The following is a 20,861-nucleotide window of genomic DNA, read 5'->3' as shown; positions in this document are numbered from 1 at the left end:
CACACTCGGGACTTTCACCCGTTAGACTACGCCCATGCTGGGCACACCACAAAAAGGGTCAGGCTACACTTTCGTGCAACCTGACCCTTTTTCTTCTTTACTTACCACAGCATTTTTTGTATTTTTTACCGCTCCCACATGGGCATGCTTCATTTCTACCTACTTTTACTTTGCTTATTTGCTCTCTTACTACACCATGTACTTCGTCTGGTGTGAAACCTCTGTTAAGCCATACTCGTGTTGTATTCATGACTTTGATAACAAGTCCAACAAGCTTATTGACTTCTTCCATACTTTTTGGTGAAATACCCATTACATTCCAGTGTGATAATGTTTGTTGTAATGTATTATCCCCCACTTTAGTTGTAATCTGCTGGCCTAAGCAAAGGTCAAATACAGCTTCTTCTGCTGTCTGTTCATCTAATTTATACACTGTTCTTAAATGTGTTTTTAGCCTTTCAATGTGAAGAGTATGTTCATAATAATCTTCGTCACTATAACGCATAAACTCTTCTTTTGATGGCTCATAATATGCCTTACCTTCTGTATTTTTGAGAAGTTCATTGAAGCCTTCCATTTCAAACATATAAAGGCACTCTGCTACAATGTAACCATTCATATAATCATATGGTCTTACTAAGTAAGAATCTATTGCAAGCCAATCAAAGTATGTTTTTTCATCTAATGCTTCCCCTTCATATTTCTCATATAAAGCTTTAAACTGATTAAATTCAATCATACCGTATAGATGAACGGCTGCAAGTGTATATCTGCGTAATTTAGCATATTGTAAATACCTTGATGAAAGTTCTCTAGAACCTTCTGCTGTATCAAAGTACTTTTTATATTGGGCTCTTACTTCATCTGCCAATGTTACTGTTCCCTCTTTAGAGATAGCAGCTAGTCCAAGATTTTCTAAGAATCCATATTTACCTTTAGGATTTACACACTCTGTGATTTGTCCCTTGGCTACTAATTCCTCTACATACTGTAACTGGCTCTCATCAAATACTGCAATAAAATTTACTGCCTCTTCTAAAATAACTGGCATAAGTTCATCGCATAATGCATCTTTGTTGAGCTTAGAAACTCCTTTTAAGCCATAAAGTTTCACAAGCTCCTTTAACTCATCTTTTGTTCTTTTCATTAACTGTAATTTCATCTTTTTACCCCATTCTATTCCTAAAATCCATAATTAAGTCCCTATCTACTATACCACTAATGTATATATTTGGTAAATAGTATATGACCAAAAAATTCTAAATATAGCAAAATTATTGTATCTAGCTTATATTATAGAACAATCAACTATAACTTTAAAATATACATCTCATAAATGGGTTGCTCTTAATGACTTCACATGATTCAAACATGATGAATAACTCAATCTTATAAATGTGAAATCTATATTATGGTAATCGACTACTTTAAATATACTTTCATACTCATAAAAAAACTGTCACTAGGCGCACGCATATACACCTTGTAACAGTTTTTTATTATTTCATGCCGCTTAAGTTAATACGTGCGATAGCTTTTTTAAGTGCAATTTCTGCACGAGCTCTATCTACATTATCTTGATGTAAACGTTTTTCTGCACGTTCTTTTGCTTTTTTAGCACGTTCAATATCAATCTGATCTGCGAACTCTGATGCATCTGTTAAAATAACAACTTTATCTTTTGTTACTTCAGCAAATCCGCCAAGAGTTGTTGCTTGTTTTTTCTCACCATCTTGAGAATACATGACTTTGTCATACCCAAGTAATGTTACAACTGGCTCATGATCATATAAAACCCCCATTTGCCCTTCTGTTGTACCTAAAATTACTGAGTCAACTTCTTCATCTAAGATTGTTCTCATAGGTGTGATGATTTGAAGTTTCATTTTGTTTGCCATAGTTAACCCCCTAATTATAGAGTTTTGGCTTTTTCGATAGCATTTTCAATTGTACCAACCATGTAGAATGCATTTTCTGGAAGATCATCATGTTTACCTTCAAGAATTTCTTTAAAGCTACGAACTGTTTCTTTAACTGGTACATATTGACCTGGAGTACCTGTAAATACTTCCCCTACGAAGAATGGTTGTGAAAGGAATTTTTGAATTTTACGTGCACGGTTTACAGTTACTTTATCTTCTTCACTAAGTTCATCCATACCTAAGATAGCGATGATATCTTGAAGCTCTTTGTAACGTTGTAAGATTGATTGTACACCACGAGCTACTTGATAGTGTTCTTCACCAACGATTTGTGGGTCAAGTACACGTGAAGAAGATTCAAGTGGATCTACAGCTGGGTAGATACCTTGTTCTACGATAGCACGAGATAATACTGTTTTTGCATCTAAGTGAGCAAATGTTGTTGCTGGAGCTGGGTCAGTTAAGTCATCCGCAGGAACGTATACAGCTTGAACAGATGTAATAGATCCTTTTTTAGTAGATGTGATACGTTCTTGAAGTGTACCCATCTCTGTAGCAAGTGTTGGTTGGTAACCTACCGCTGATGGAGTACGTCCAAGAAGCGCTGATACCTCAGAACCTGCTTGTGTGAAACGGAAGATGTTATCTACGAAGAGAAGAACGTCTTGTCCTGATTCATCACGGAAGTATTCCGCCATTGTAAGACCTGTTAAGGCAACACGCATACGTGCACCAGGTGGCTCATTCATTTGACCGAACACCATTGTTGTTTTAGAGATAACGCCAGAATCTGTCATTTCGTGGTAAAGGTCATTCCCCTCACGAGTACGTTCACCTACACCAGCGAATACAGAGAAACCACCGTGCTCTGTTGCAATATTACGGATAAGTTCTTGAATAAGTACAGTTTTACCTACACCGGCACCACCGAAGAGACCGATCTTACCACCTTTAAGGTATGGGCAAAGAAGGTCAACTACTTTGATACCTGTTTCAAGGATTTCTGCTGAAGTTGATTGTTCTTCAAATGTTGGTGCTTCTCTATGGATAGGCCATTTTGCACCTTCTGGTTCTGGTTTACCATCTACAGCTTTACCTGTTACGTTGAAAATACGTCCAAGTGTATCTGTACCTACTGGAACTGAAATAGGTGCTCCAGTATCTACTGCTTCCATGCCACGAACTAAACCTTCTGTAGCTGACATGGCGATACAACGTACGATGTCATCTCCAAGATGTTGTGCTACTTCTACTACAAGTACACTACCATCTTTTTGTTTGATGTCAATCGCGTTGTAGATTTTTGGCATATGGTCTGCACTAAATTTAATATCTAGTACTGGCCCGATGATTTGAACGATATGTCCTACATTTTGTGCCATTTATTGTTCACTCCTTTATTACTTATTTGAGTGCTCCAACCCCCGCAACGATTTCTGTTAACTCTTGAGTGATGGCAGCTTGTCTAGCTCTGTTGTACTGAATGCTAAGGCTATCTTGGATTTCTTGCGCATTTTCTGTAGCAGAATCCATAGCTGTCATTCTTGCACCATTTTCACTCGCACTAGCTTCAGCTAATGCACCATAAATAACGTCCGCTACATATCTTGGGATGATGTATCCAAGTACAGCTTCTGGTGATGGTTCATAAACTAAAAGATCGCTTGGTTCGGTAGTTTCACTTTTTTCAGTTTCTTGTATATTTTCGATGTCTAATGGTAAAAGACGAATCATTTGAGGTTCTTGTTGAATCGTAGATTTAAAGCTTGTATAAGATAAATATACTTCTCCAATCTCACCTTTCTCAAATTTGTCAATTACATAGTTTGCAATTTCTTTTGCATCTTGATATGTTGGTGCTTCTGAAATATCTAAAACAGATTTTGCTACGCTGTAGCCTCTTGATTTAAATTGATCCACACCTTTTTTACCTACAACTACTAAGTGGCTTTTTTCTTTATCTTCAATAGCATTCATTGTAAGTTTACAAATGTTTGCATTGTAACCACCGCAAAGACCTTTATCTCCTGCTAAAGTAATATATGCCTTAACATCTGAGCCATTTGCCTTAAGGAAAGGTGAACCTTGCCCATTAGCGTTCTTTGCTATAGATTGCATAGTAGATAAAATTTTATTGAAAAAGGGTCTTGTTCTAAGGGCTGCCTCTTTACTTTTATTAAGTTTAGAGGTAGCAACAAGATTCATAGCACTTGTGATTTTCTTGGTGCTATCGATGCTTCGGATTCGCCCTTTAATATCTTGTAAAGACGCCATCGTTATTCACCCCTTTTCATTAAGCTCTAAAGCTTTGTTTAAATTCTGTAATAATATCGTTTAATTTAGCATCTAATTCTTTTGTAAGACCAGCTGGTTTAACAATTTCTGTGAGTACATCTGCATATTTAGCTTTAACGAACTCAAGAAGTTCATTTTGGAATGCTGCCACCGCTGAAAGTGGAATATCCATTAAGAATTTTCTTGTTGCAGCATAAAGGATAACTACTTGATCTGCTACGTTAAGTGGTGAGTATTGAGGTTGTTTAAGTACCTCTGTGATACGTTCACCTTGTGTTAACGCATTTTTAGTTGCAACGTCAAGGTCAGATCCGAATTGTGCGAATGCAGCAAGTGATCTATATTGAGCAAGTTCTGTACGGATAGGACCTGCTACTTGTTTCATAGCTTTGATTTGAGCAGCACCACCAACACGAGATACTGAAAGACCTGGGTTAACCGCAGGACGTACACCAGCGTTGAAAAGTTCTGTTTCAAGGAAGATTTGTCCATCTGTAATGGAAATTACGTTTGTTGGGATATAAGCTGAGATATCCCCTGCTTGTGTTTCGATGATTGGAAGAGCAGTAATAGAACCACCACCAAGTTCATCAGAAAGTCTTGCAGCTCTCTCAAGAAGACGTGAGTGTAAGTAGAATACGTCCCCTGGGTAAGCTTCACGACCTGGTGGTCTGTGAAGAAGTAATGACATTGTACGATAAGCTACCGCATGTTTTGATAAATCATCATATACGATAAGCGCATCTTTACCTTGTTCCATCCATTCTTCAGCAATTGTAACACCTGCATATGGTGCAAGGTATTGAAGTGGAGCAGCTTCAGAAGCTGTAGCAACAACGATTGTTGTATAGCTCATAGCATCAGCCTTTTCTAAAGCATTTACAAGTTGTGCAACTGTAGAAGCTTTTTGTCCGATTGCAACGTAGATACAGTTTACACCTTGACCTTTTTGGTTGATGATTGTATCGATAGCGATAGCTGTTTTACCTGTTTGTCTATCTCCGATGATAAGCTCACGTTGTCCACGTCCGATTGGTACCATGGCATCGATTGCTTTAAGACCTGTTTGAAGTGGTGTGTCAACTGATTTTCTATCGATAACCCCTGACGCTACTCTTTCTACTGGTCTAAATTTATCTGTGTTAATTGGTCCTTTTCCATCAATAGGTTGACCTAATGCATTTACTACACGTCCTGCAAGAGCGTCACCAACTGGAACCTCTACTACACGACCTGTTGCTTTAACAGTGTCACCTTCTTTGATATTCATGTCAGAACCGAAGAGTACAACCCCGATGTTGTCTTCTTCTAAGTTTTGAACCATTCCATAAACTTCACCTGGGAATTCAAGAAGCTCACCAGACATAGCTTTTTCTAAACCATGTACACGTGCAATACCGTCACCAACTGTGATAACTGTACCTACAGCTTCTACTTCAAGGTGTGCTTTATAGTTTTTAATCTGGTCTTTAATAATACTACTGATTTCTTCTGGTCTCAGATTCATTAACTGGTACACCCCTTTCTATGCAAGTCTAAGCTCTGATAGTTGTTTCTTTAAAGTTCTCATTTCGCCTTGTACGCTGGCATCAATCACTTTATCGCCAACTCTAATGATTAGTCCTGCAATAATGCTTTCGTCTATAATTGTTTCAAGCTCAACTACTTTGCCTGTACCAGCTTGTAATTTTGCTTTGATTTGTTCTAATTGTTCAGCTTTTAAAGGTACAACTGAAGTAACAGAAGCCTTAATAATGCCTCTTGCTTCTTTAGCCATTTCTAAGAAGTTTTCAAGTACTTCTAAGAGATAACCTTCTCTGCTTTTTTTAACCATAAGTACCATAAGGCCTACAATAGGGCTTTGTACCTTATCGCCAAAAATGTTATCTACTAAAGTAACTTTCTCTTCCATAGTTACTTTATGATTTTCTAAAACTGCCATAAAATCTGGAGTTTCTTTGAGGGCTTCTACGATTGTAGTAACTTCTGTCTCATACTGTGCTACAGCGCCACTTTCGTTAGCCATATCGAATAGGGCAGTAGCATATCTTTTTACAACTAGTTCAGCCACTGTACATCCCCCATCTCTTTAATGATACCGTCAATCATTTCTTGATGTTTTGCTTCATCCATTGCTGTTGCAACGAATCTGCTAGCCATCATTGAAGAAACTTCGATCATTTGTTTCTTCATGTCGTCTTTAACACGTTCTTGTTCAAGAGCGATATCATTTAATGCTTTTTGTTTAATGCTTTCAGCTTCTTGTTTAGCTTCTGCAATGATTTGTTCTTCGCGAGCTAAAGCTTTTGCTCTAGTATCTTTAAGGATTCGGTCAGCTTCTTCCTCGATTTTTGCGAGTTTGCTTTCATAATCTGCTTTTAATTCAAGGGCACTAGCTTTTGAACTTCTTGCATCGTCAATTGTTTTGGCAATGCCATCTTTTCTTTTATCTAAGAACTCTGTCATTGGTTTGAAAAGAAGTTTATAAAGGATGAAGATGATGATGAATGTAGAAATCCATTGTAATGCTAAATCCCATAATAATTGCACATCAAATCCAATGATTCTTCCTGCTTCTTCAGTAGCAGCTAATACAGTAATAAATGATGTATTCAAAGGGAAGCTCCCTCCTTTCTATGTCAGTGTGCTATTATTCTTTTAATTAGCCAATTAAGCTCATGTATTTTGTGATAAGTGGGTTAGCGAATAAAAGAATGATAGCTACGATAAGACCATAGATACCTGTTGTTTCAGCTACAGCTGCCCCTAAAAGCATTGTACTCATAACTGTTGATTGAGCTTCTGGTTGACGTCCTACTGCTTCAGCACCTTTACCAGCTGCATATCCTTGTCCAATACCAGGTCCGATACCTGCGATCATAGCAAGACCAGCACCAATTGCTGAACATGCTAAAATGAGAGCTTTTCCATCGATTTGATTTTCCATAATTAAAATCCTCCTTAGTGAATCACATTATTAATTTTTTGTTTTACTTAGTTTTCTAGTTGAAACTAGTTTGTCTTATGCAAGTAACTTAAGTTGCTAATATAATTACATTCTGAACACGTTCACGAAAAGTAATAATAAGGCAATGATAAGTGCATAAATACCTGTTGTTTGTGCTACGGCTTGACCTAATAACATAGTTCTTAAAATAGCACTTTGAAGTTTTGGTCTTTTACCAACTGCTTCTGTTGCTTTACCAGCGGCATAACCTTGTCCCACACCTGGTCCAATACCTGCAATCATAGCAATACCAGCACCAAGGGCTGAACATGCTAATACTAAACCTACACCAGTTTTACCGATAAGAGGGTTAGCAAATAATAAGATAATCGCAATAACTAGAGAGAAAATCCCTGAAGTTTCAGCTACAGCTGCTCCAAGAAGCATAACCATAGTTGCTGGTTTAGTTCCTTCTTCTGGGTTTTTACCTGCTACTTCTGCTGCTTTACCTGCTGCATAGCCTTGTCCAATACCAGGTCCAATACCACCTATCATAGCGAATCCAGCACCAATTGCTGAGAAAGCTAAAACAAGGGCACGAGGGTCAACGTTTTGCATCCATCCGAAAAGCAAATCTCCAAATCCTGACATTCTTTCACCTCATTTCTATTCCATGGCACTTGATACAAAGGTCATACTAAGCATTACGAAGATAAATGCTTGTAATGATCCAGCAAATACGTCAAAGTACATATGAAGTGCTGCTGGTACACCAAGTAGAGTTAAGAACCAAGGAAACATTGCGTATACAAGCCCCATGATAATTGTTCCCCCTAAGATGTTACCGAATAAACGGAAACTTAAAGAGATTGGGGTTGCAAGTTCACCAACAATGTTGATAGGAAGTAAGAATGGCATTGGTTCTAATAAAGTCCCTTTGAAATATGCTCCTACTCCTTTTTCCTTGATACCAAATCCATGAATCATGAAGAATGTAGTTAATGCAAACGCAAGTGTTGTCGCAATATCTGCTGTTGGTGGTCTTAAACCTACGAGTCCAGAAAGGTTACAAACTACGATGAAAATCATTAATGGGCCATAGAAATAAGAGAATTTTTTCCCTGATTTTTCGCCCATGGTGTTGATAATGAATGATGAAAGCATATCAACAATAGTTTCAACTATGTTTTGGAATTTAGTTTCTGGGACTTCTTTAAAGTTTTTGATCTTGCTTCTAATAATGAGAGCAATTATTGTAAGTACGGCCATGATAATCCAAGTATTAATATGTGTTTGAGTAATACCTAGAGTCTCATCTCCGACTTTAAAGAGTTTAATGACGGTTTGTACGCCAAAATCTAAATTTTGTTCGCCCACCTACTCACGCTCCTTTCCATCTAAAGTATATATGCAAACATGCCTTAACGGCTTGTTATTGCCAAAAGTGGTTTGATAACTTTATTCAATTGTTTTGCTCGCCTTATTTACCCAAAGTGTGGCATATGCCCCTACTTTCATAGACACAAGGCCCAAAAATACGCCGAGTAAACTAATACTTGGCTCTAAAGCTGCTATAACGAGTACGATACCTGTTAATAAATATCTCATCATGTATTGTGCACTCATATAATTTTTAGCTTTAGCTGGTGGTAATAATACTGCCTTACTGATAGTCTTCTCCATAAGCTTTAATTTTAGCAAAGAAAATATTAGTCCGAAGGCAAGCCCTAATGTCCAGCTAATTTTTTCGGTTACTATAAATATACCTATAATGTACACAATTAACGAAAATATTATCATAGTCACAGGTACGAAGTTTTTTTCAGAAGTTACTTTATTCATGTTTATCATCTTTTTTATCCCTCTTAATTTCTTTTCCTATATAGAAAAATAAATTTCTAAAAGCTCCGCCTACCCCTAACAGTACAAAAATAATCGTAAATAATGGGGTCTTATGGAACTTATCGTCTAAAAGCGCCCCTACTAGTGTACAAATTAAAATAGGTGTAATCATCGTGAAACCTAACTGAGAAATTAAACTTATATATCTAGCCCATGATCCCTTTTTCACAATCTACACCCCTTTTCTGCTCTTATAAACATTTTTTGAATAAATATGTTCAATACATACTTTATAGCACTTTACCTAAAATTTCAAGCACTAACCATTTTACCACATCTACTCATTTTTTTACATTTTTTATTTATTCTAGTTCCTAAAATTTACTTTTAATGTGCACACTGCCTTTAATTATACACTTTATTTTGTAATATTTATAAAGAAAGGCTACATTTTAATACATATGTAGCCTTTTCTTTACCTTAAATTCCCTATTTCTACACGAGATAATCTTTAGGTCTTGCTACTTCCTTACCAAAGCTATAAAGGATTGCATCTACAATACGTTTAGAAGCATGTCCATCTCCAAATGGATTTTTAGCAATGGCCATTTGATGATATACTTCTTCATCTGTAAGAAGCTCCTTAGTTAAGTTGTAAATTGTTTCTTTTTCAATACCTGCTAATTTTAACGTACCTGCCGCAATACCTTCTGGTCTTTCTGTTACATTGCGAAGTACAAGAACTGGTTTGCCAAGAGATGGTACTTCTTCTTGTAATCCGCCTGAATCAGTGAGGACAAGGTATGAGCGTTTCATAAGGTTATGCATATCTTTAAGGTCAAGAGGTTCTACTAAGTGTACTCTTTCCATATTCCCAAGAATATCGTAAACCACATCTCTTACGATAGGGTTTTTGTGAACAGCGTAAACTAATTCTACATCTTCATTTTCAAGAACAATTTGACGTACTGCTTCACAAATATTCTGAAGTGGTTCACCCCAGTTTTCTCTTCTGTGTGCTGTCATTGTAATCACACGTTTGCCTGTATAATCAATATCATTAAGTTCATCTACTGTAAACTTATAATCCTCTTCTACAGTTGTTGCTAATGCATCAATTACAGTATTTCCTGTTACAAAAATGCCATTTTCATCTACTGCTTCTCTAAGTAAGTTTTCTTTAGCAAGTGCAGTTGGTGAAAAATGAAGGTCTGTTAGTGAACCTGTTAATTTTCTATTCATTTCTTCTGGAAATGGTTCATATTTATTATAAGTTCTAAGTCCTGCTTCTACATGTCCTACTTTAATTTGTTTATAAAAGGCTGCAAGTGCTGCCGCAAAAGAAGTTGTTGTATCACCATGAACAAGTACAATATCTGGTTTAGCTTCTTCTAATACCTCATCTAATCCTTCTAATACTTTAGTTGTAACACCTGTAAGTGTTTGTCTTTGTTTCATAATATCTAAATCATAATCTGGTTTGATATCAAAAAGTTCTAAAACTTGATCCAACATTTCTCGATGTTGTGCTGTTACGCATACAACATTATCTATATCGACATTTTTTTCCAGTTCCTTAACAAGTGGTGCCATTTTTACTGCTTCTGGTCTAGTTCCAAACACACTCATTACTTTTATATTTTTCATTATGCTACTCCTTCTCTGGCTTTTGTCTGTTTTATTATTTTAATCCATATCCTCTTGTATGGCTAGTATGATTACTACAGAAATATCTATTTTATATATGCCCAGTATATAGTACACCGAATTTCTAATTTCTTCTAGTATTTCTACACTTTTCTCTAAAGATAGTGGCATAATCATGGCAAACTCATCTTCATTATATCTAACATAGTTTTAAGTATTTGCTATTATGTTGCACCTTTTATATAGCTTCTTCCACTATATGTGTTGCAATCCTTACTGTCTCCATTGCATCTTTTGCATAATGGTCTGCTTCTACATACTGTGCTAATTCTTCAGTAAGTACTGCCCCTCCTACTATCACTTTAACATTAGGACAGCTTTCTCTTAATGCCTTAATTGTATCTTTCATACTTGCTACTGTTGTCGTCATCAGGGCACTTAAACCTACAATTTTAATATCCCATTTCTGTACAGCTTCCACAACTTTTTCACTTGGTACATCTTTTCCTAAATCAATAACTTCAAAGTTATAGTTTTCCATGATGACTTTCACAATATTCTTACCGATATCATGAATATCACCATATACTGTCGCCAATACCACTTTTGTTTTAGACATGCCCTCATCCGCTTGACTTGCGGTGATAAGTTCTTGTTGTAATCTTTCAAAAGCTGATTTAGCCGCTTCTGCTGATTTTATAAGCTGTGGTAAGAAGATTTTTTGAGCTTCATAAAGCTTTCCTACCTCATCAAGTGCTGGTACAATATGCTGCTCAATAATATCAAGTGCTGACTTAGATTGTAAAAGTTTATTCACCTCTGCTTTAGCTTCTTCCTTTAAACCTTTTTTAATAGCGGCTTCAATAGAAACTGTTTCATTACTACTTGTCTTAGTATCTGAGAGCTCTATATTTGAATACTTCTCAATATATTCTTTTGAATCCATATCTTTGCCCATAAGTACTCTAAATGCTGCTATAGCCTCCATCATTCCTGCATCAGATGGATTCATAATCGGTGCATCAAGTCCTTGCATTAATGCGGCTGTTAACATTGTTTTATTTATAATTGGGCGATTAGGAAGCCCGAATGAAACATTACTTACACCAAGAACTGTTTTCACACCAATTTCTTCTTTTACAAGCCTTACTGCTTTAAGTGTTTCTTTTACTAAAGCTTGTTGGGCAGATGCTGTTACCACAAGACAATCAATGAAAACATCTTCTTTAGGAATCCCCATTTCCATTGCTGCATTTACAATGCGTTTTGCAACTTCTAATCTTTCTTCTGCTGTACTAGGAATGCCATTTTCATCTAATGTTAATCCCAAAATACAAGCACCATATTTTTTAGCAATTGGTAAAATAGCTTCTAAACTCTCTTTCTTGCCATTTACGGAGTTAATTAACGGCTTCCCATTGTAAATACGGCAAGCTTCTTCTAAAGCTTGTACATTAGAAGAGTCAATCTGAAGTGGTAAATTCACCATACCTTGTACTTCCTTAACAGCTTTCTTTAGCATTGCTACTTCGTCAATATCAGGAAGCCCCATATTTACATCTAGCACATGGGCGCCTTGCTCTTGTTGTTTAATTGCTTCGCGAAGCACATAATCCATATCTTGTTTTCTAAGTGCCGCTTGTAGCATCTTTTTACCTGTAGGATTTAATCTTTCTCCGATTACTACAGTATCATCGAAATAAACAGCTTTAGCCGCACTACAAATGCCCGTTACCCTTGGCACATTAGGTTTCACATAGTTTGTTTCTTTTACCTTACTTACCATCTTAGCGATATACTCTGCATTTGTCCCACAGCAGCCACCTAATATTAAAACACCCATCTTTGCAAACTCTAGTAAATACTCTGCAAATTCATCTGATGTAATATCATATTTCACAGTATCGCCTTCCATTATTGGAAGCCCTGCATTGGGTTGTACCATTACTGGAATATGTGCCGTATTTACAATCTTTTCGACAATAGGTTTCAGCTGTTTAGGTCCTAATGAGCAGTTAACGCCTAATGCACTTACACCAAGTCCTTCTAGCGTTAAAATCATAGATTCAATGCTTGTCCCAAAGAACGTTCTGCCGTTTTCTTCAAAGCTCATTGTAGCAAAGATAGGCAAGTTTGTATTTTCTTTCGCGGCAAGAACTGCTGCCTTAAGCTCATAAATATCTGTAAATGTTTCAAATAAAACAACGTCACAACCAGCTTTTTCTCCAGCGACTACTTGCTCTTTGAAAACCTCGTAAATCTCTTCAAAAGCTACATCCCCTACTGGCTCTATCATTTTACCTGTGGAGCCAATATCTAGTGCTACATAAGTGTTAGGGAAATCCTCTTTTGCTCTTTTAGCAATTTTTACAGCCTGAGAAATCATCTGTTCTACACTGCAATCTGTATGTTCTAACTTATAACGATTTGCACCAAATGTATTGGTTGTTACAAAATTACTTCCGGCTGACAAATATTCTCTATGAATTTCCTCAATGACCTCAGGATGTGTCATATTAAACATTTCTGGTACTTCTCCCAGTTTCAAACCACGATTTTGGAGAACTGTCCCCATCGCTCCATCAAAATATAAATGTGTATTTCCTAGTATATTACAATCCACATCTGTCACCTCTTTTTCTATAACTACATGTTTTAACTAAATTACATGTGCCGCATGATTTTTGTCTATTTTCCTTTTGATTTGAAATCCCTACAATAGCTGTAATGGATTTGGTAGGGAGTAACATATTCGTCTTCGTAAGTGTGAGTCCCATTTTTTTCTCCGTCTGGAGTATATTTAATAATGGTCTTTGACTCTCTAAAGGTACATTGCCATAACCCGGACTAAACCTCATCGTAAAAAATTCACCTTCAGCTAAGCTTCCCATTAATTCTTGCTCTAAGTCATCACATACCTTATCAATCATCACAGATGCACATGCATCTAACATGACTGCATCCAACATATCAATTCGTTGCTTAATCCCTATTTGGCGATCTACATCTTGCCCTAAGGTAACCGCCATTACATAACATGCCTTAGAATTTTTTAGCAGATTTCCTAAATCACTTGATTCAATCACCACAGGCGTATTTTCAAAAATTACTTTGTCCTTATTTATCTCATCTAAATGGATAGATAGTTTCTGATAAGTTGCTCTAGGTTGGGCAAGTTTTGCAAGTTCCCTATAAGTAGCCTCTACCTTATCCACTAATTCCTTCTCAGCATGTTCCACAGGCATCCCCATATATCTTAAAGCATCCTTAAGCATAATATTATTCATCATCTCTTACCTTCTTCACCTATCCTAATTCTAGTATTAATCTGTGATTACTATGTGCGCTTTTCATTGCTTTATCAGTTGCACTCTTCACTTTTAATTTTTTATTCTTCACTTTTTATTCTTCACTGACTTTACGCCCTCTTCACCTTCAACGCATACAATATTCCTCTAATGTTCTCCATAATACGTTTTGCTGTCTCTGGCTGATTCATTGTATAAAGATGAATACCGTCTACACCGTGTGCCAAAAGGTCAATAATCTGTTCAGTAGCATAAGCAATACCAGCTTCTTTCATAGCTAAGCTATTATGCCCATAAGCCTTAACAAATTGCTGTACACTATCCGGAAGCGTTGCACCACACATAGAAATCATACGATCCACTTGTTTGGCTGAAGTCAGTGGCATAATTCCCGCAATCACTGGCACTTCTATCCCTATACCTCTTACTTTATCATAGAAACTATAAAAAGCCTCATTATCAAAGAACAGTTGTGTGATTAAAGCATCGGCCCCGCACTCTACTTTATGTTTTAAAAACTTTAAGTCCTCTGCCATACTATAGGCTTCAATATGTTTATGTGGATAGCATGCGCCAAACACATTAAAATCATAATTCTCTTTTATGTACGCTGTAAGCTCCGAAGCATGTTTAAAATCTCCTAGTACAGCTTCTTCATTTAAGTCGCCACGCATGGCTAAAATATTTTCCACACCTTTCTCTTTCAATTCATTTAAAATGCGGTCCATATCTTCCTTTTGGCTTCCTACACATGTAAGATGTGCCAAGGCTGGAATATTGTATTTCGTTTGAATCGCCGAGGCAATTTCTACTGTATTGTCTCTGCTACTTCCACCAGCTCCATAAGTTACACTAATGAAATCTGGTGATAAGCTAGCAAGTGCATCAATCGTTGCAAATATTCCATCTAAATCTGCTTTTCCTTTAGGTGGAAATATTTCAAAAGAAAATGTTGGTTTAGTTGTTGTACTTAATTTTTTTTGTAACATTCAAAATCTCCCTCTCTAGTCAAATGTAACTATTTAACCTATTATTTTTTCAGCACTGAAACAAATGAATTTCCCTTTATATAAAAGCGCCACTCTACATCTTGATATTCTTCAGCATAAGGTATATTAATACGCTTATCTGCTACAATCTCGCTGCATAGTGGTGCATCTTCTATCCATAACTCGCCTTGCATCATCACTGATTTCGCATTTAATGATTTATCTATTTGCATAGCCTTACATAGCTTACCTGGTCCATTTGTAAGGTCTTCTACTTTTTTAGAACGTATGGGTCTATTTTCTCTAGCAAATGAAATACTCTTTTCATCCACAGGTTCTACTGCGCGAATAAGTACTGCCTGTGGATTATCCTTAACATTAACCACAATATTAAGACAGTTATACATACCATAGATTAAATAGATATAGGTAATACCACCTTCTTCAAACATAGGTGCCGTGCGTGTAGTACGTTTTCCCCCATAAGAATGTGCTCCTTTATCTTCTACTCCCATATAAGCCTCAGTCTCTACGATTTTAAAATAATAATTTTCACCATCCACATGCCTTACAAGGATTTTTCCTAGTAACGCCTTAGCTACTGTAATACTATCTCTCATATAGAAATCTTTTGTTAATCTATTCATGTATTTACTCCTTCTTGTTTAACTCATCTGACGTATGATTTTTTCTATTTTCATTTCTTGATAGACCGCATTAATCTCTGCTCCAAGTAAAAGCACCATACAGCTGGCATAAAGCCATATAAGTAAAATAAATACACCTCCTATACTACCATATAATTGATTGTATTTACTATAATTATCTACATATATAGCGAAAATTAAAGAAAATCCATACCATCCAACTGAAGCTGCAATTGTTCCAAGCCATACATTTTTTACTTTTAAATGCTTTCTAGGCACTATGCGATAAATAATATACAGTATAGTAATTAGTGCAAAGAATGGCATAATAAGCCTTATGACATTCCATATAGGCATAATAATACCTTTATTTAATTTAAGAACATGAACAACATATGCTCCGATACGATTACCAAAAACCAAAGCTACCATCATTAAAATCAGCAACATTGCTAATAAAATTGTATAAATAATGGCTACAATCTTAGAAAGCCAAAAAGGTTTCACAAACTTAGAGTTATATGCCAAATGAATTCCCCTAAGCAAAGCATTTACCGCTGTTCCACCTGACCATAATGAAATGAGCACCCCCATTGATAGCAATGTTGTACTACGATATAAAATAAACTGATTGATTGTCGTCTCAATGAAAGGCATAAGAGACGTTGGAACTATTGCTGCAATATATTCAAGTAATACGTCCACTGAAATATTTGCAAAGGTCAGTAAACTAATTACAAAAATCAAAAATGGAAAAAAAGCCAATATCCAATAGTAGGCAACCTGAGCACTATTAGCTGCCACATTATGCGCCACATATCGCTTAATTAACTTTTTTATAAAAACCCCTACCTTACTTTCCATGAAATCGCTCCTTAACTTTAACTTCACTATGTACATTATTCCTAACTTCTACTACTATTTATACTCCTTAGTCCAATTAATATAGAACTAAATTGAACAAGTCTATAGATTTCACATTTGTAAATTTTAGTTATTCATAGTTTTTAGTAATGTGAAATCATTGAGAGAAATCTATTTACCTGCATGTATATTTCAAGGTTTTAGTTAATTTCTCTATATAGATTTCTCATTTGTACATTTTATTAATTTTACAGATTACTTATCTATACTATTATACATTTTACAAAATCACAATATTCAGTCACATCGTCAAGCTCAATGATTACTTATATTTTTATTGGCAATACTTATAAATACAAAACAAGAGGTGCCCTAAGGACACCTCTCTACATATAATTATTTTTTATTCTTTTTATCTTTTTTGCTTTCAGTGCTATTGCTTTTTAATGTTGCTTCTGCTTTATCTTTTGCTTTAGCAAACATACCTTTTTTCTTAGTCTCTGGAAGTTTACCTGAAACTACATTTACAATAAGAATACCCGCAAGTTCCACTTTGATTTGCTTTTTAGTAGGAATGCTATTATAGATTTTTTCATCACACATAAGCGTATGAATTTGTGGACCAATTTTAGCAATTACTACTGGCATTTTGCGTTTTTTATACATCCAAGGAAGCTGTTCTTTCATTTGCTTTGGAAGTTTAAGATTATCTAACTTATCTTTCTTTTTATCGATTACGAAAATTGAAACCGCTTGTTTATTTTGTGAAATGAGTTGTTGTTGTTCATCATATTTCCCTTGTAGTTTTCTTCCCCAGAAATATAATCCAATAATCGCAACAACTAAAATTGCCATTACAATCCAGAATATTGTCCAGCCGTTCATCGGGATGTTCCTCCTTATTAACCTATACCATCATGTATATTTTTTAGCTTTTATATACTAATTTTATCCTACAAAAGCTAGCTTATTTAAGTATATCATACCAAAACTTATAAGACAATGTTGTTAATAATTTTTGTTTTACAGTATATACTAATAATAATTAGCTACTTAGAAAGGTGGTGCTTCTTGTGATTTTTGCTACGCTAGAATTAACCTGGATTAATTGTTTCTTATTTATCAATATTCTCCTCGTTTTATCTGTTGTATTTTGGCATCATAAAACAGCAAGTACTACCTGGGCCTGGATTATGATTATGCTCTTTATTCCTATCCTTGGCTTTATACTTTATATTCTTTGTGGTCAAGATTTAAGAAAACAAAGAACTTTTAATAAAAAAGCTGAACAAGACCGTTTCTTAGCAGTTAAGCTGCTTCAAGAAATCTCATTTAAGCAACCCCTTAGCCAATATACTAATCCCCTTATCATTCCTTATAAAAACTTAATTACTATGAATCTTATTTCCCATGATTCACTTTATACAGAAGATAATGAGGTCACACTCTACACAGATGGCAATGAACTTTTTACCTCGCTATTTCATGCCATTAATTGTGCTCAACATTATATTCACATTGAATACTATATCATTCATGATGATGAATTAGGCAAGCTCTTTAAAGATCTATTAATAAAAAAAGCTAATCAAGGTGTTGATATTTTTCTACTTTATGACGAAGTAGGTTCTTTAAAAACGCCAAAGAAATACTTTTATGACCTCAAGCGTGCAGGAATTAAAACCGCTCATTTTTATTCTACAGCTATTCCTTTTATTAAACTCCATGCCAATTATCGTAATCATCGTAAAATCTGTGTCGTAGATGGTAAAGTTGGTTTCATCGGTGGTTTTAATGTGGGCGCTGAATATTTAGGTCTTAATAAAAAATTTGGTTACTGGCGTGACACACATCTTCGTATTGAAGGTAGTAGCGTGGACCTTATTAATCTTCAATTTCTATTAGATAGGCGATTTGCCACTAAGGAAAACTTAAATCTAGAACAATATATTCCGCTTCGCCTTCCCAAAGCCACAAATAAAGTCGGCATACAAATTGTTTCTAGTGGTCCAGACTCTAAATACCCTAGTATACGTAATGCTTACATGACTATGATTAATTTAGCCAAAAAGTCTATTTATATTCAAACCCCTTACTTTATTCCTGATGATGGCGTCTTGACTGCACTTAAACTTGCTTGTTTATCAGGTCTTGATGTACGTATTATGATTCCCAACAAACCTGACCATATGTTTGTCTATTGGGCTACCTATGCTCATGTTGGCGAACTTATTGCTTGTGGCTGTAAATGCTATACCTATGAACACGGATTTCTTCATGCCAAAACAATTGTCGTAGATGAAGAGATTTGTTCTGTCGGAACTGCCAATTTTGACATCCGCAGTTTCAACCTAAACTTTGAAATCAATGCCTTCATTTATAATAAGCCCCTAGCCGAACAACTTATGCATATATTTAACGAAGACCTTACTCTTTGCAATGAACTTACGCCAACATTATACGCACACCGTTCCTACCTCATCAAATTCAAAGAATCCATCTCCAGACTCATCTCCCCGATCTTATAACTCCCCCATCTATTTATCCCTTCCCACAAAAAAAAGGAACTGGCACACCAAAAATGTACTCAGTTCCTTTTCCTTTTATGTCTTATATAAAATTATATCTTATATAAAAGCAACTCATTAAGCTTTTAAACTCACTCGCTAACTTCTAAGTTTATCCTTTAAGTTTTTAAGCTAGCTCGCCAACTTCTAAGTTTACTCATCAATCTCTCAAAATGACTCATCAACTTTCAAAGTCACTCATTAACTTTTTCTTTTTTCTTTATGCTCTTAAACGGTGGCTAGACACTTAGGCACAGCTAGGCTACCTTCGGAACAATCTGATGATGCTCTTAGCGAAGTATTTTAAAGCGTTTTTAGGTGGAGCGTCCAAACGAATTGCGTTTTCCACCGTTGCTTTAAAGTACAAGCTTAGAGCATCACAGATTGTGGAGAGTGTAGCCTTGCAGTGTGTAAGTGTCTAGCCTTTTAACTGATGCTTAAATCTCCATCAAGTTTTCTAATAGTTACACCACGTCTTGTATCATCAATATATTTAATAATACTTCCTAATGTAACTTTAACCCCTGGATATACTGCATCAGTTACTTTGATAACGCCATCTTGTGCACCACTTAATCTTTCAGAAAGCATCTTAAAGTCTTTTTTTAGCTTATGTAATTCATCTTCCATTGGTTCCTTGCTTAAATTAAGCTTACTTAGCATAATTTTCTTACTTGCATCTAATGCGCCTTCTTTAGCCCTAGATGTTAAAAATACAATGCTTTGTTCTAGTTTTGCAAAATTCTCTTGTTTTTCTTTTAATTCTTTTGCCATATCTCTATGTTGTTGATATAACTCTGGTGGTACCCCTATTTGTACAGCTGTAACAGTTCCCATAGGTGAGCCTATACTTTTAGCAATAATCATATTTGTTGCTGCGACATTACCACCAACGATTGTTCCCTTACCCATTTCTACACGTATGCTATTCCCTGCAGTAGCCATACCATGAATAATTGCTTCTGTGATAATATCGCCTTGAGCTTCTACGTGGGCATTTTGTATAAACTTAGTAATAACATTTCCACCTGAAATAATTCTTCCTTTTTCAGTTCCCTGTATGCCATATGTAAGGAAAATATCACCACCTGCAATAATTGTTGCATCCTCTACTGGTCCTTGTACCTCCACTGAACCTTCAGCTTCAATAGTAAAGCCTGCATGAACACTTCCTTTTACTACTACACTACCTAAGAATTTAATATTTCCAGTAGAATTATCTACATCTCCATCTACTGTATAAACAGTATTAACATATACATTATGTCCATCATACTCTAATTTCCCATCTACAACTGATATCAAAGTATGATCATTTAAAAGTTCTGTATTCTTTCCTTTTGGAAGTCGTACGTCCTTACCTTTTCTTGCTCTGACTTCTGCACCTAATACATTGTAGCCATTTTCCCCTTGAGTTGGAAATGTTTTAGTTGCAAGTATATCACCTTTTTTCACATTAAAAACAGTTCCTAAGTCTTTAAAGTCTACAGTACCATCTTCTTTTTTCTTTGGTACAAAATGTATTAAGCGTTGTGTATCAAAGTGAAGCTTAAGCTCACCATCCACACCATTTATTGCTGCCATACCTTGTGCAATTACATATTTATAGTTGTATTGTTTATTCTGTGCTAATTCATTAAGTAACTCTTCATTAATCCCCATCACTATTCCTTTATTTGCAATAGCTAATTTAATATCTTCTAAACTTGAAACTTTTCCGCCTTCTGTTGGGGGTGTAAACCAAATAACACCTAACATTTTATCACGAGATAATTCTACATTTATAATTTCATTAACTATTTCCGGCATAATGTTCTCCTCCTTAGTAAGTTA

Annotated in this window: 22 protein-coding genes and 1 pseudogene; 1 reads left to right on the top strand and 22 read right to left on the bottom strand. The window is 35.7% G+C overall.

Annotated elements, in window-relative coordinates:
- Positions 1-97: 97 nt before the first annotated feature.
- From AC1VAQ_RS09075 to AC1VAQ_RS08975, 21 genes and pseudogenes are all read right to left on the bottom strand, one after another.
- A complete protein-coding gene (locus AC1VAQ_RS09075) occupies positions 98-1,162 on the bottom strand; it encodes an SEC-C metal-binding domain-containing protein (RefSeq protein ID WP_302599399.1) in 1,065 nt (354 codons plus the stop codon).
- A gap of 337 nt (positions 1,163-1,499) precedes the next feature.
- Positions 1,500-1,898, bottom strand: coding sequence for a F0F1 ATP synthase subunit epsilon (locus AC1VAQ_RS09070; RefSeq protein ID WP_302599397.1), 399 nt, complete (start codon positions 1,896-1,898; stop codon positions 1,500-1,502).
- Positions 1,899-1,912: 14 nt separating this feature from the next.
- Entirely contained in the window at positions 1,913-3,304 is a 1,392-nt protein-coding gene (gene atpD, locus AC1VAQ_RS09065; protein ID WP_302599395.1) for a F0F1 ATP synthase subunit beta, read from the bottom strand.
- Between the two features lie 22 nt (positions 3,305-3,326).
- Complete coding sequence (gene atpG / locus AC1VAQ_RS09060; RefSeq protein ID WP_302599393.1) at positions 3,327-4,196, bottom strand: ATP synthase F1 subunit gamma; 870 nt, start codon at positions 4,194-4,196, stop codon at positions 3,327-3,329.
- Positions 4,197-4,215: 19 nt separating this feature from the next.
- Positions 4,216-5,724 carry a F0F1 ATP synthase subunit alpha gene (atpA, locus tag AC1VAQ_RS09055; RefSeq protein WP_302599392.1) on the bottom strand — a complete coding sequence of 503 codons (1,509 nt, stop codon included), beginning with the start codon at positions 5,722-5,724 and terminating at the stop codon, positions 4,216-4,218.
- A gap of 18 nt (positions 5,725-5,742) precedes the next feature.
- Positions 5,743-6,288: a F0F1 ATP synthase subunit delta gene (locus tag AC1VAQ_RS09050; RefSeq protein ID WP_302599391.1), complete on the bottom strand. Its 546-nt coding sequence runs from the start codon at positions 6,286-6,288 to the stop codon at positions 5,743-5,745.
- Complete coding sequence (gene atpF, locus AC1VAQ_RS09045) at positions 6,276-6,833, bottom strand: F0F1 ATP synthase subunit B (protein ID WP_302599390.1); 558 nt, start codon at positions 6,831-6,833, stop codon at positions 6,276-6,278. Before atpF ends, AC1VAQ_RS09050 begins: the two co-directional genes overlap by 13 nt.
- Positions 6,834-6,879: 46 nt before the next feature.
- Positions 6,880-7,164, bottom strand: coding sequence for an ATP synthase F0 subunit C (gene atpE / locus AC1VAQ_RS09040; protein ID WP_302599389.1), 285 nt, complete (start codon positions 7,162-7,164; stop codon positions 6,880-6,882).
- A gap of 105 nt (positions 7,165-7,269) precedes the next feature.
- Positions 7,270-7,527: an ATP synthase F0 subunit C gene (gene atpE, locus AC1VAQ_RS09035; protein WP_334307057.1), complete on the bottom strand. Its 258-nt coding sequence runs from the start codon at positions 7,525-7,527 to the stop codon at positions 7,270-7,272.
- Positions 7,519-7,782: pseudogene (locus AC1VAQ_RS09030) on the bottom strand (ATP synthase Fo subunit C); the annotation flags it as partial. The gene atpE (AC1VAQ_RS09035) and the pseudogene AC1VAQ_RS09030, both read right to left, overlap by 9 nt.
- Before the next feature lie 48 nt (positions 7,783-7,830).
- The gene (gene atpB, locus AC1VAQ_RS09025) at positions 7,831-8,541 is read right to left on the bottom strand and encodes a F0F1 ATP synthase subunit A (protein WP_302599385.1); all 711 of its coding nucleotides are present in this window, start codon (positions 8,539-8,541) and stop codon (positions 7,831-7,833) included.
- An 81-nt stretch (positions 8,542-8,622) separates the two neighbouring features.
- Entirely contained in the window at positions 8,623-9,006 is a 384-nt protein-coding gene (locus AC1VAQ_RS09020; RefSeq protein ID WP_479903822.1) for an ATP synthase subunit I, read from the bottom strand.
- Entirely contained in the window at positions 8,999-9,235 is a 237-nt protein-coding gene (locus tag AC1VAQ_RS09015) for an AtpZ/AtpI family protein (protein ID WP_302599383.1), read from the bottom strand. The genes AC1VAQ_RS09020 and AC1VAQ_RS09015 overlap by 8 nt, the downstream gene beginning before the upstream one ends.
- Before the next feature lie 266 nt (positions 9,236-9,501).
- Positions 9,502-10,653, bottom strand: a complete 1,152-nt coding sequence (wecB, locus tag AC1VAQ_RS09010) for a non-hydrolyzing UDP-N-acetylglucosamine 2-epimerase (RefSeq protein ID WP_302599382.1) — start codon at positions 10,651-10,653, stop codon at positions 9,502-9,504.
- A gap of 39 nt (positions 10,654-10,692) precedes the next feature.
- Entirely contained in the window at positions 10,693-10,830 is a 138-nt protein-coding gene (locus AC1VAQ_RS09005; protein WP_479903821.1) for a hypothetical protein, read from the bottom strand.
- 61 nt (positions 10,831-10,891) lie between these two features.
- Entirely contained in the window at positions 10,892-13,276 is a 2,385-nt protein-coding gene (locus AC1VAQ_RS09000; RefSeq protein ID WP_330697616.1) for a homocysteine S-methyltransferase family protein, read from the bottom strand.
- Positions 13,266-13,943 (bottom strand): vitamin B12 dependent-methionine synthase activation domain-containing protein, encoded by a 678-nt coding sequence (locus tag AC1VAQ_RS08995; RefSeq protein ID WP_302599380.1) that lies wholly within the window; start codon positions 13,941-13,943, stop codon positions 13,266-13,268. Before AC1VAQ_RS08995 ends, AC1VAQ_RS09000 begins: the two co-directional genes overlap by 11 nt.
- A 128-nt stretch (positions 13,944-14,071) precedes the next feature.
- Positions 14,072-14,950 carry a methylenetetrahydrofolate reductase [NAD(P)H] gene (gene metF / locus AC1VAQ_RS08990; protein ID WP_303243983.1) on the bottom strand — a complete coding sequence of 293 codons (879 nt, stop codon included), beginning with the start codon at positions 14,948-14,950 and terminating at the stop codon, positions 14,072-14,074.
- A gap of 41 nt (positions 14,951-14,991) precedes the next feature.
- Entirely contained in the window at positions 14,992-15,597 is a 606-nt protein-coding gene (locus AC1VAQ_RS08985) for a DNA-3-methyladenine glycosylase (protein WP_302599378.1), read from the bottom strand.
- 18 nt (positions 15,598-15,615) lie between these two features.
- The gene (locus tag AC1VAQ_RS08980; protein ID WP_302599377.1) at positions 15,616-16,461 is read right to left on the bottom strand and encodes a YihY/virulence factor BrkB family protein; all 846 of its coding nucleotides are present in this window, start codon (positions 16,459-16,461) and stop codon (positions 15,616-15,618) included.
- Positions 16,462-16,857: 396 nt separating this feature from the next.
- Positions 16,858-17,346 carry a hypothetical protein gene (locus AC1VAQ_RS08975; RefSeq protein WP_302599376.1) on the bottom strand — a complete coding sequence of 163 codons (489 nt, stop codon included), beginning with the start codon at positions 17,344-17,346 and terminating at the stop codon, positions 16,858-16,860.
- Between the two features lie 188 nt (positions 17,347-17,534).
- On the opposite strand from AC1VAQ_RS08975, the gene cls reads away from it, so the two are divergent.
- Complete coding sequence (gene cls, locus AC1VAQ_RS08970) at positions 17,535-18,989, top strand: cardiolipin synthase (RefSeq protein WP_303243984.1); 1,455 nt, start codon at positions 17,535-17,537, stop codon at positions 18,987-18,989.
- A 465-nt stretch (positions 18,990-19,454) separates the two neighbouring features.
- Here cls and AC1VAQ_RS08965 read toward each other — a convergent pair whose 3' ends face one another.
- Positions 19,455-20,837 carry a DUF342 domain-containing protein gene (locus AC1VAQ_RS08965; RefSeq protein WP_479903820.1) on the bottom strand — a complete coding sequence of 461 codons (1,383 nt, stop codon included), beginning with the start codon at positions 20,835-20,837 and terminating at the stop codon, positions 19,455-19,457.
- Between the last annotated feature and the right edge of the window lie 24 nt (positions 20,838-20,861).

The sequence above is a fragment of the Cellulosilyticum sp. genome (genome assembly GCF_982396655.1).
This window is presented reverse-complemented; position numbering and strand designations above follow the sequence as displayed.

Bases quoted from the DNA above. Each gene is read 5' to 3' on its own strand.
- AC1VAQ_RS09075 (WP_302599399.1), bottom strand. From the start codon at position 1,162: ATGAAATTACAGTTAATGAAAAGAACAAAAGATGAGTTAAAGGAGCTT.
- AC1VAQ_RS09070 (WP_302599397.1), bottom strand. From the start codon at position 1,898: ATGGCAAACAAAATGAAACTTCAAATCATCACACCTATGAGAACAATC.
- atpD (WP_302599395.1), bottom strand. From the start codon at position 3,304: ATGGCACAAAATGTAGGACATATCGTTCAAATCATCGGGCCAGTACTA.
- atpG (WP_302599393.1), bottom strand. From the start codon at position 4,196: ATGGCGTCTTTACAAGATATTAAAGGGCGAATCCGAAGCATCGATAGC.
- atpA (WP_302599392.1), bottom strand. From the start codon at position 5,724: ATGAATCTGAGACCAGAAGAAATCAGTAGTATTATTAAAGACCAGATT.
- atpE (WP_302599389.1), bottom strand. From the start codon at position 7,164: ATGGAAAATCAAATCGATGGAAAAGCTCTCATTTTAGCATGTTCAGCA.
- AC1VAQ_RS09020 (WP_479903822.1), bottom strand. From the start codon at position 9,006: ATGAATAAAGTAACTTCTGAAAAAAACTTCGTACCTGTGACTATGATA.
- wecB (WP_302599382.1), bottom strand. From the start codon at position 10,653: ATGAAAAATATAAAAGTAATGAGTGTGTTTGGAACTAGACCAGAAGCA.
- AC1VAQ_RS09005 (WP_479903821.1), bottom strand. From the start codon at position 10,830: ATGATTATGCCACTATCTTTAGAGAAAAGTGTAGAAATACTAGAAGAA.
- AC1VAQ_RS08995 (WP_302599380.1), bottom strand. From the start codon at position 13,943: ATGATGAATAATATTATGCTTAAGGATGCTTTAAGATATATGGGGATG.
- metF (WP_303243983.1), bottom strand. From the start codon at position 14,950: ATGTTACAAAAAAAATTAAGTACAACAACTAAACCAACATTTTCTTTT.
- AC1VAQ_RS08985 (WP_302599378.1), bottom strand. From the start codon at position 15,597: ATGAATAGATTAACAAAAGATTTCTATATGAGAGATAGTATTACAGTA.
- AC1VAQ_RS08980 (WP_302599377.1), bottom strand. From the start codon at position 16,461: ATGGAAAGTAAGGTAGGGGTTTTTATAAAAAAGTTAATTAAGCGATAT.
- AC1VAQ_RS08975 (WP_302599376.1), bottom strand. From the start codon at position 17,346: ATGAACGGCTGGACAATATTCTGGATTGTAATGGCAATTTTAGTTGTT.
- AC1VAQ_RS08965 (WP_479903820.1), bottom strand. From the start codon at position 20,837: ATGCCGGAAATAGTTAATGAAATTATAAATGTAGAATTATCTCGTGAT.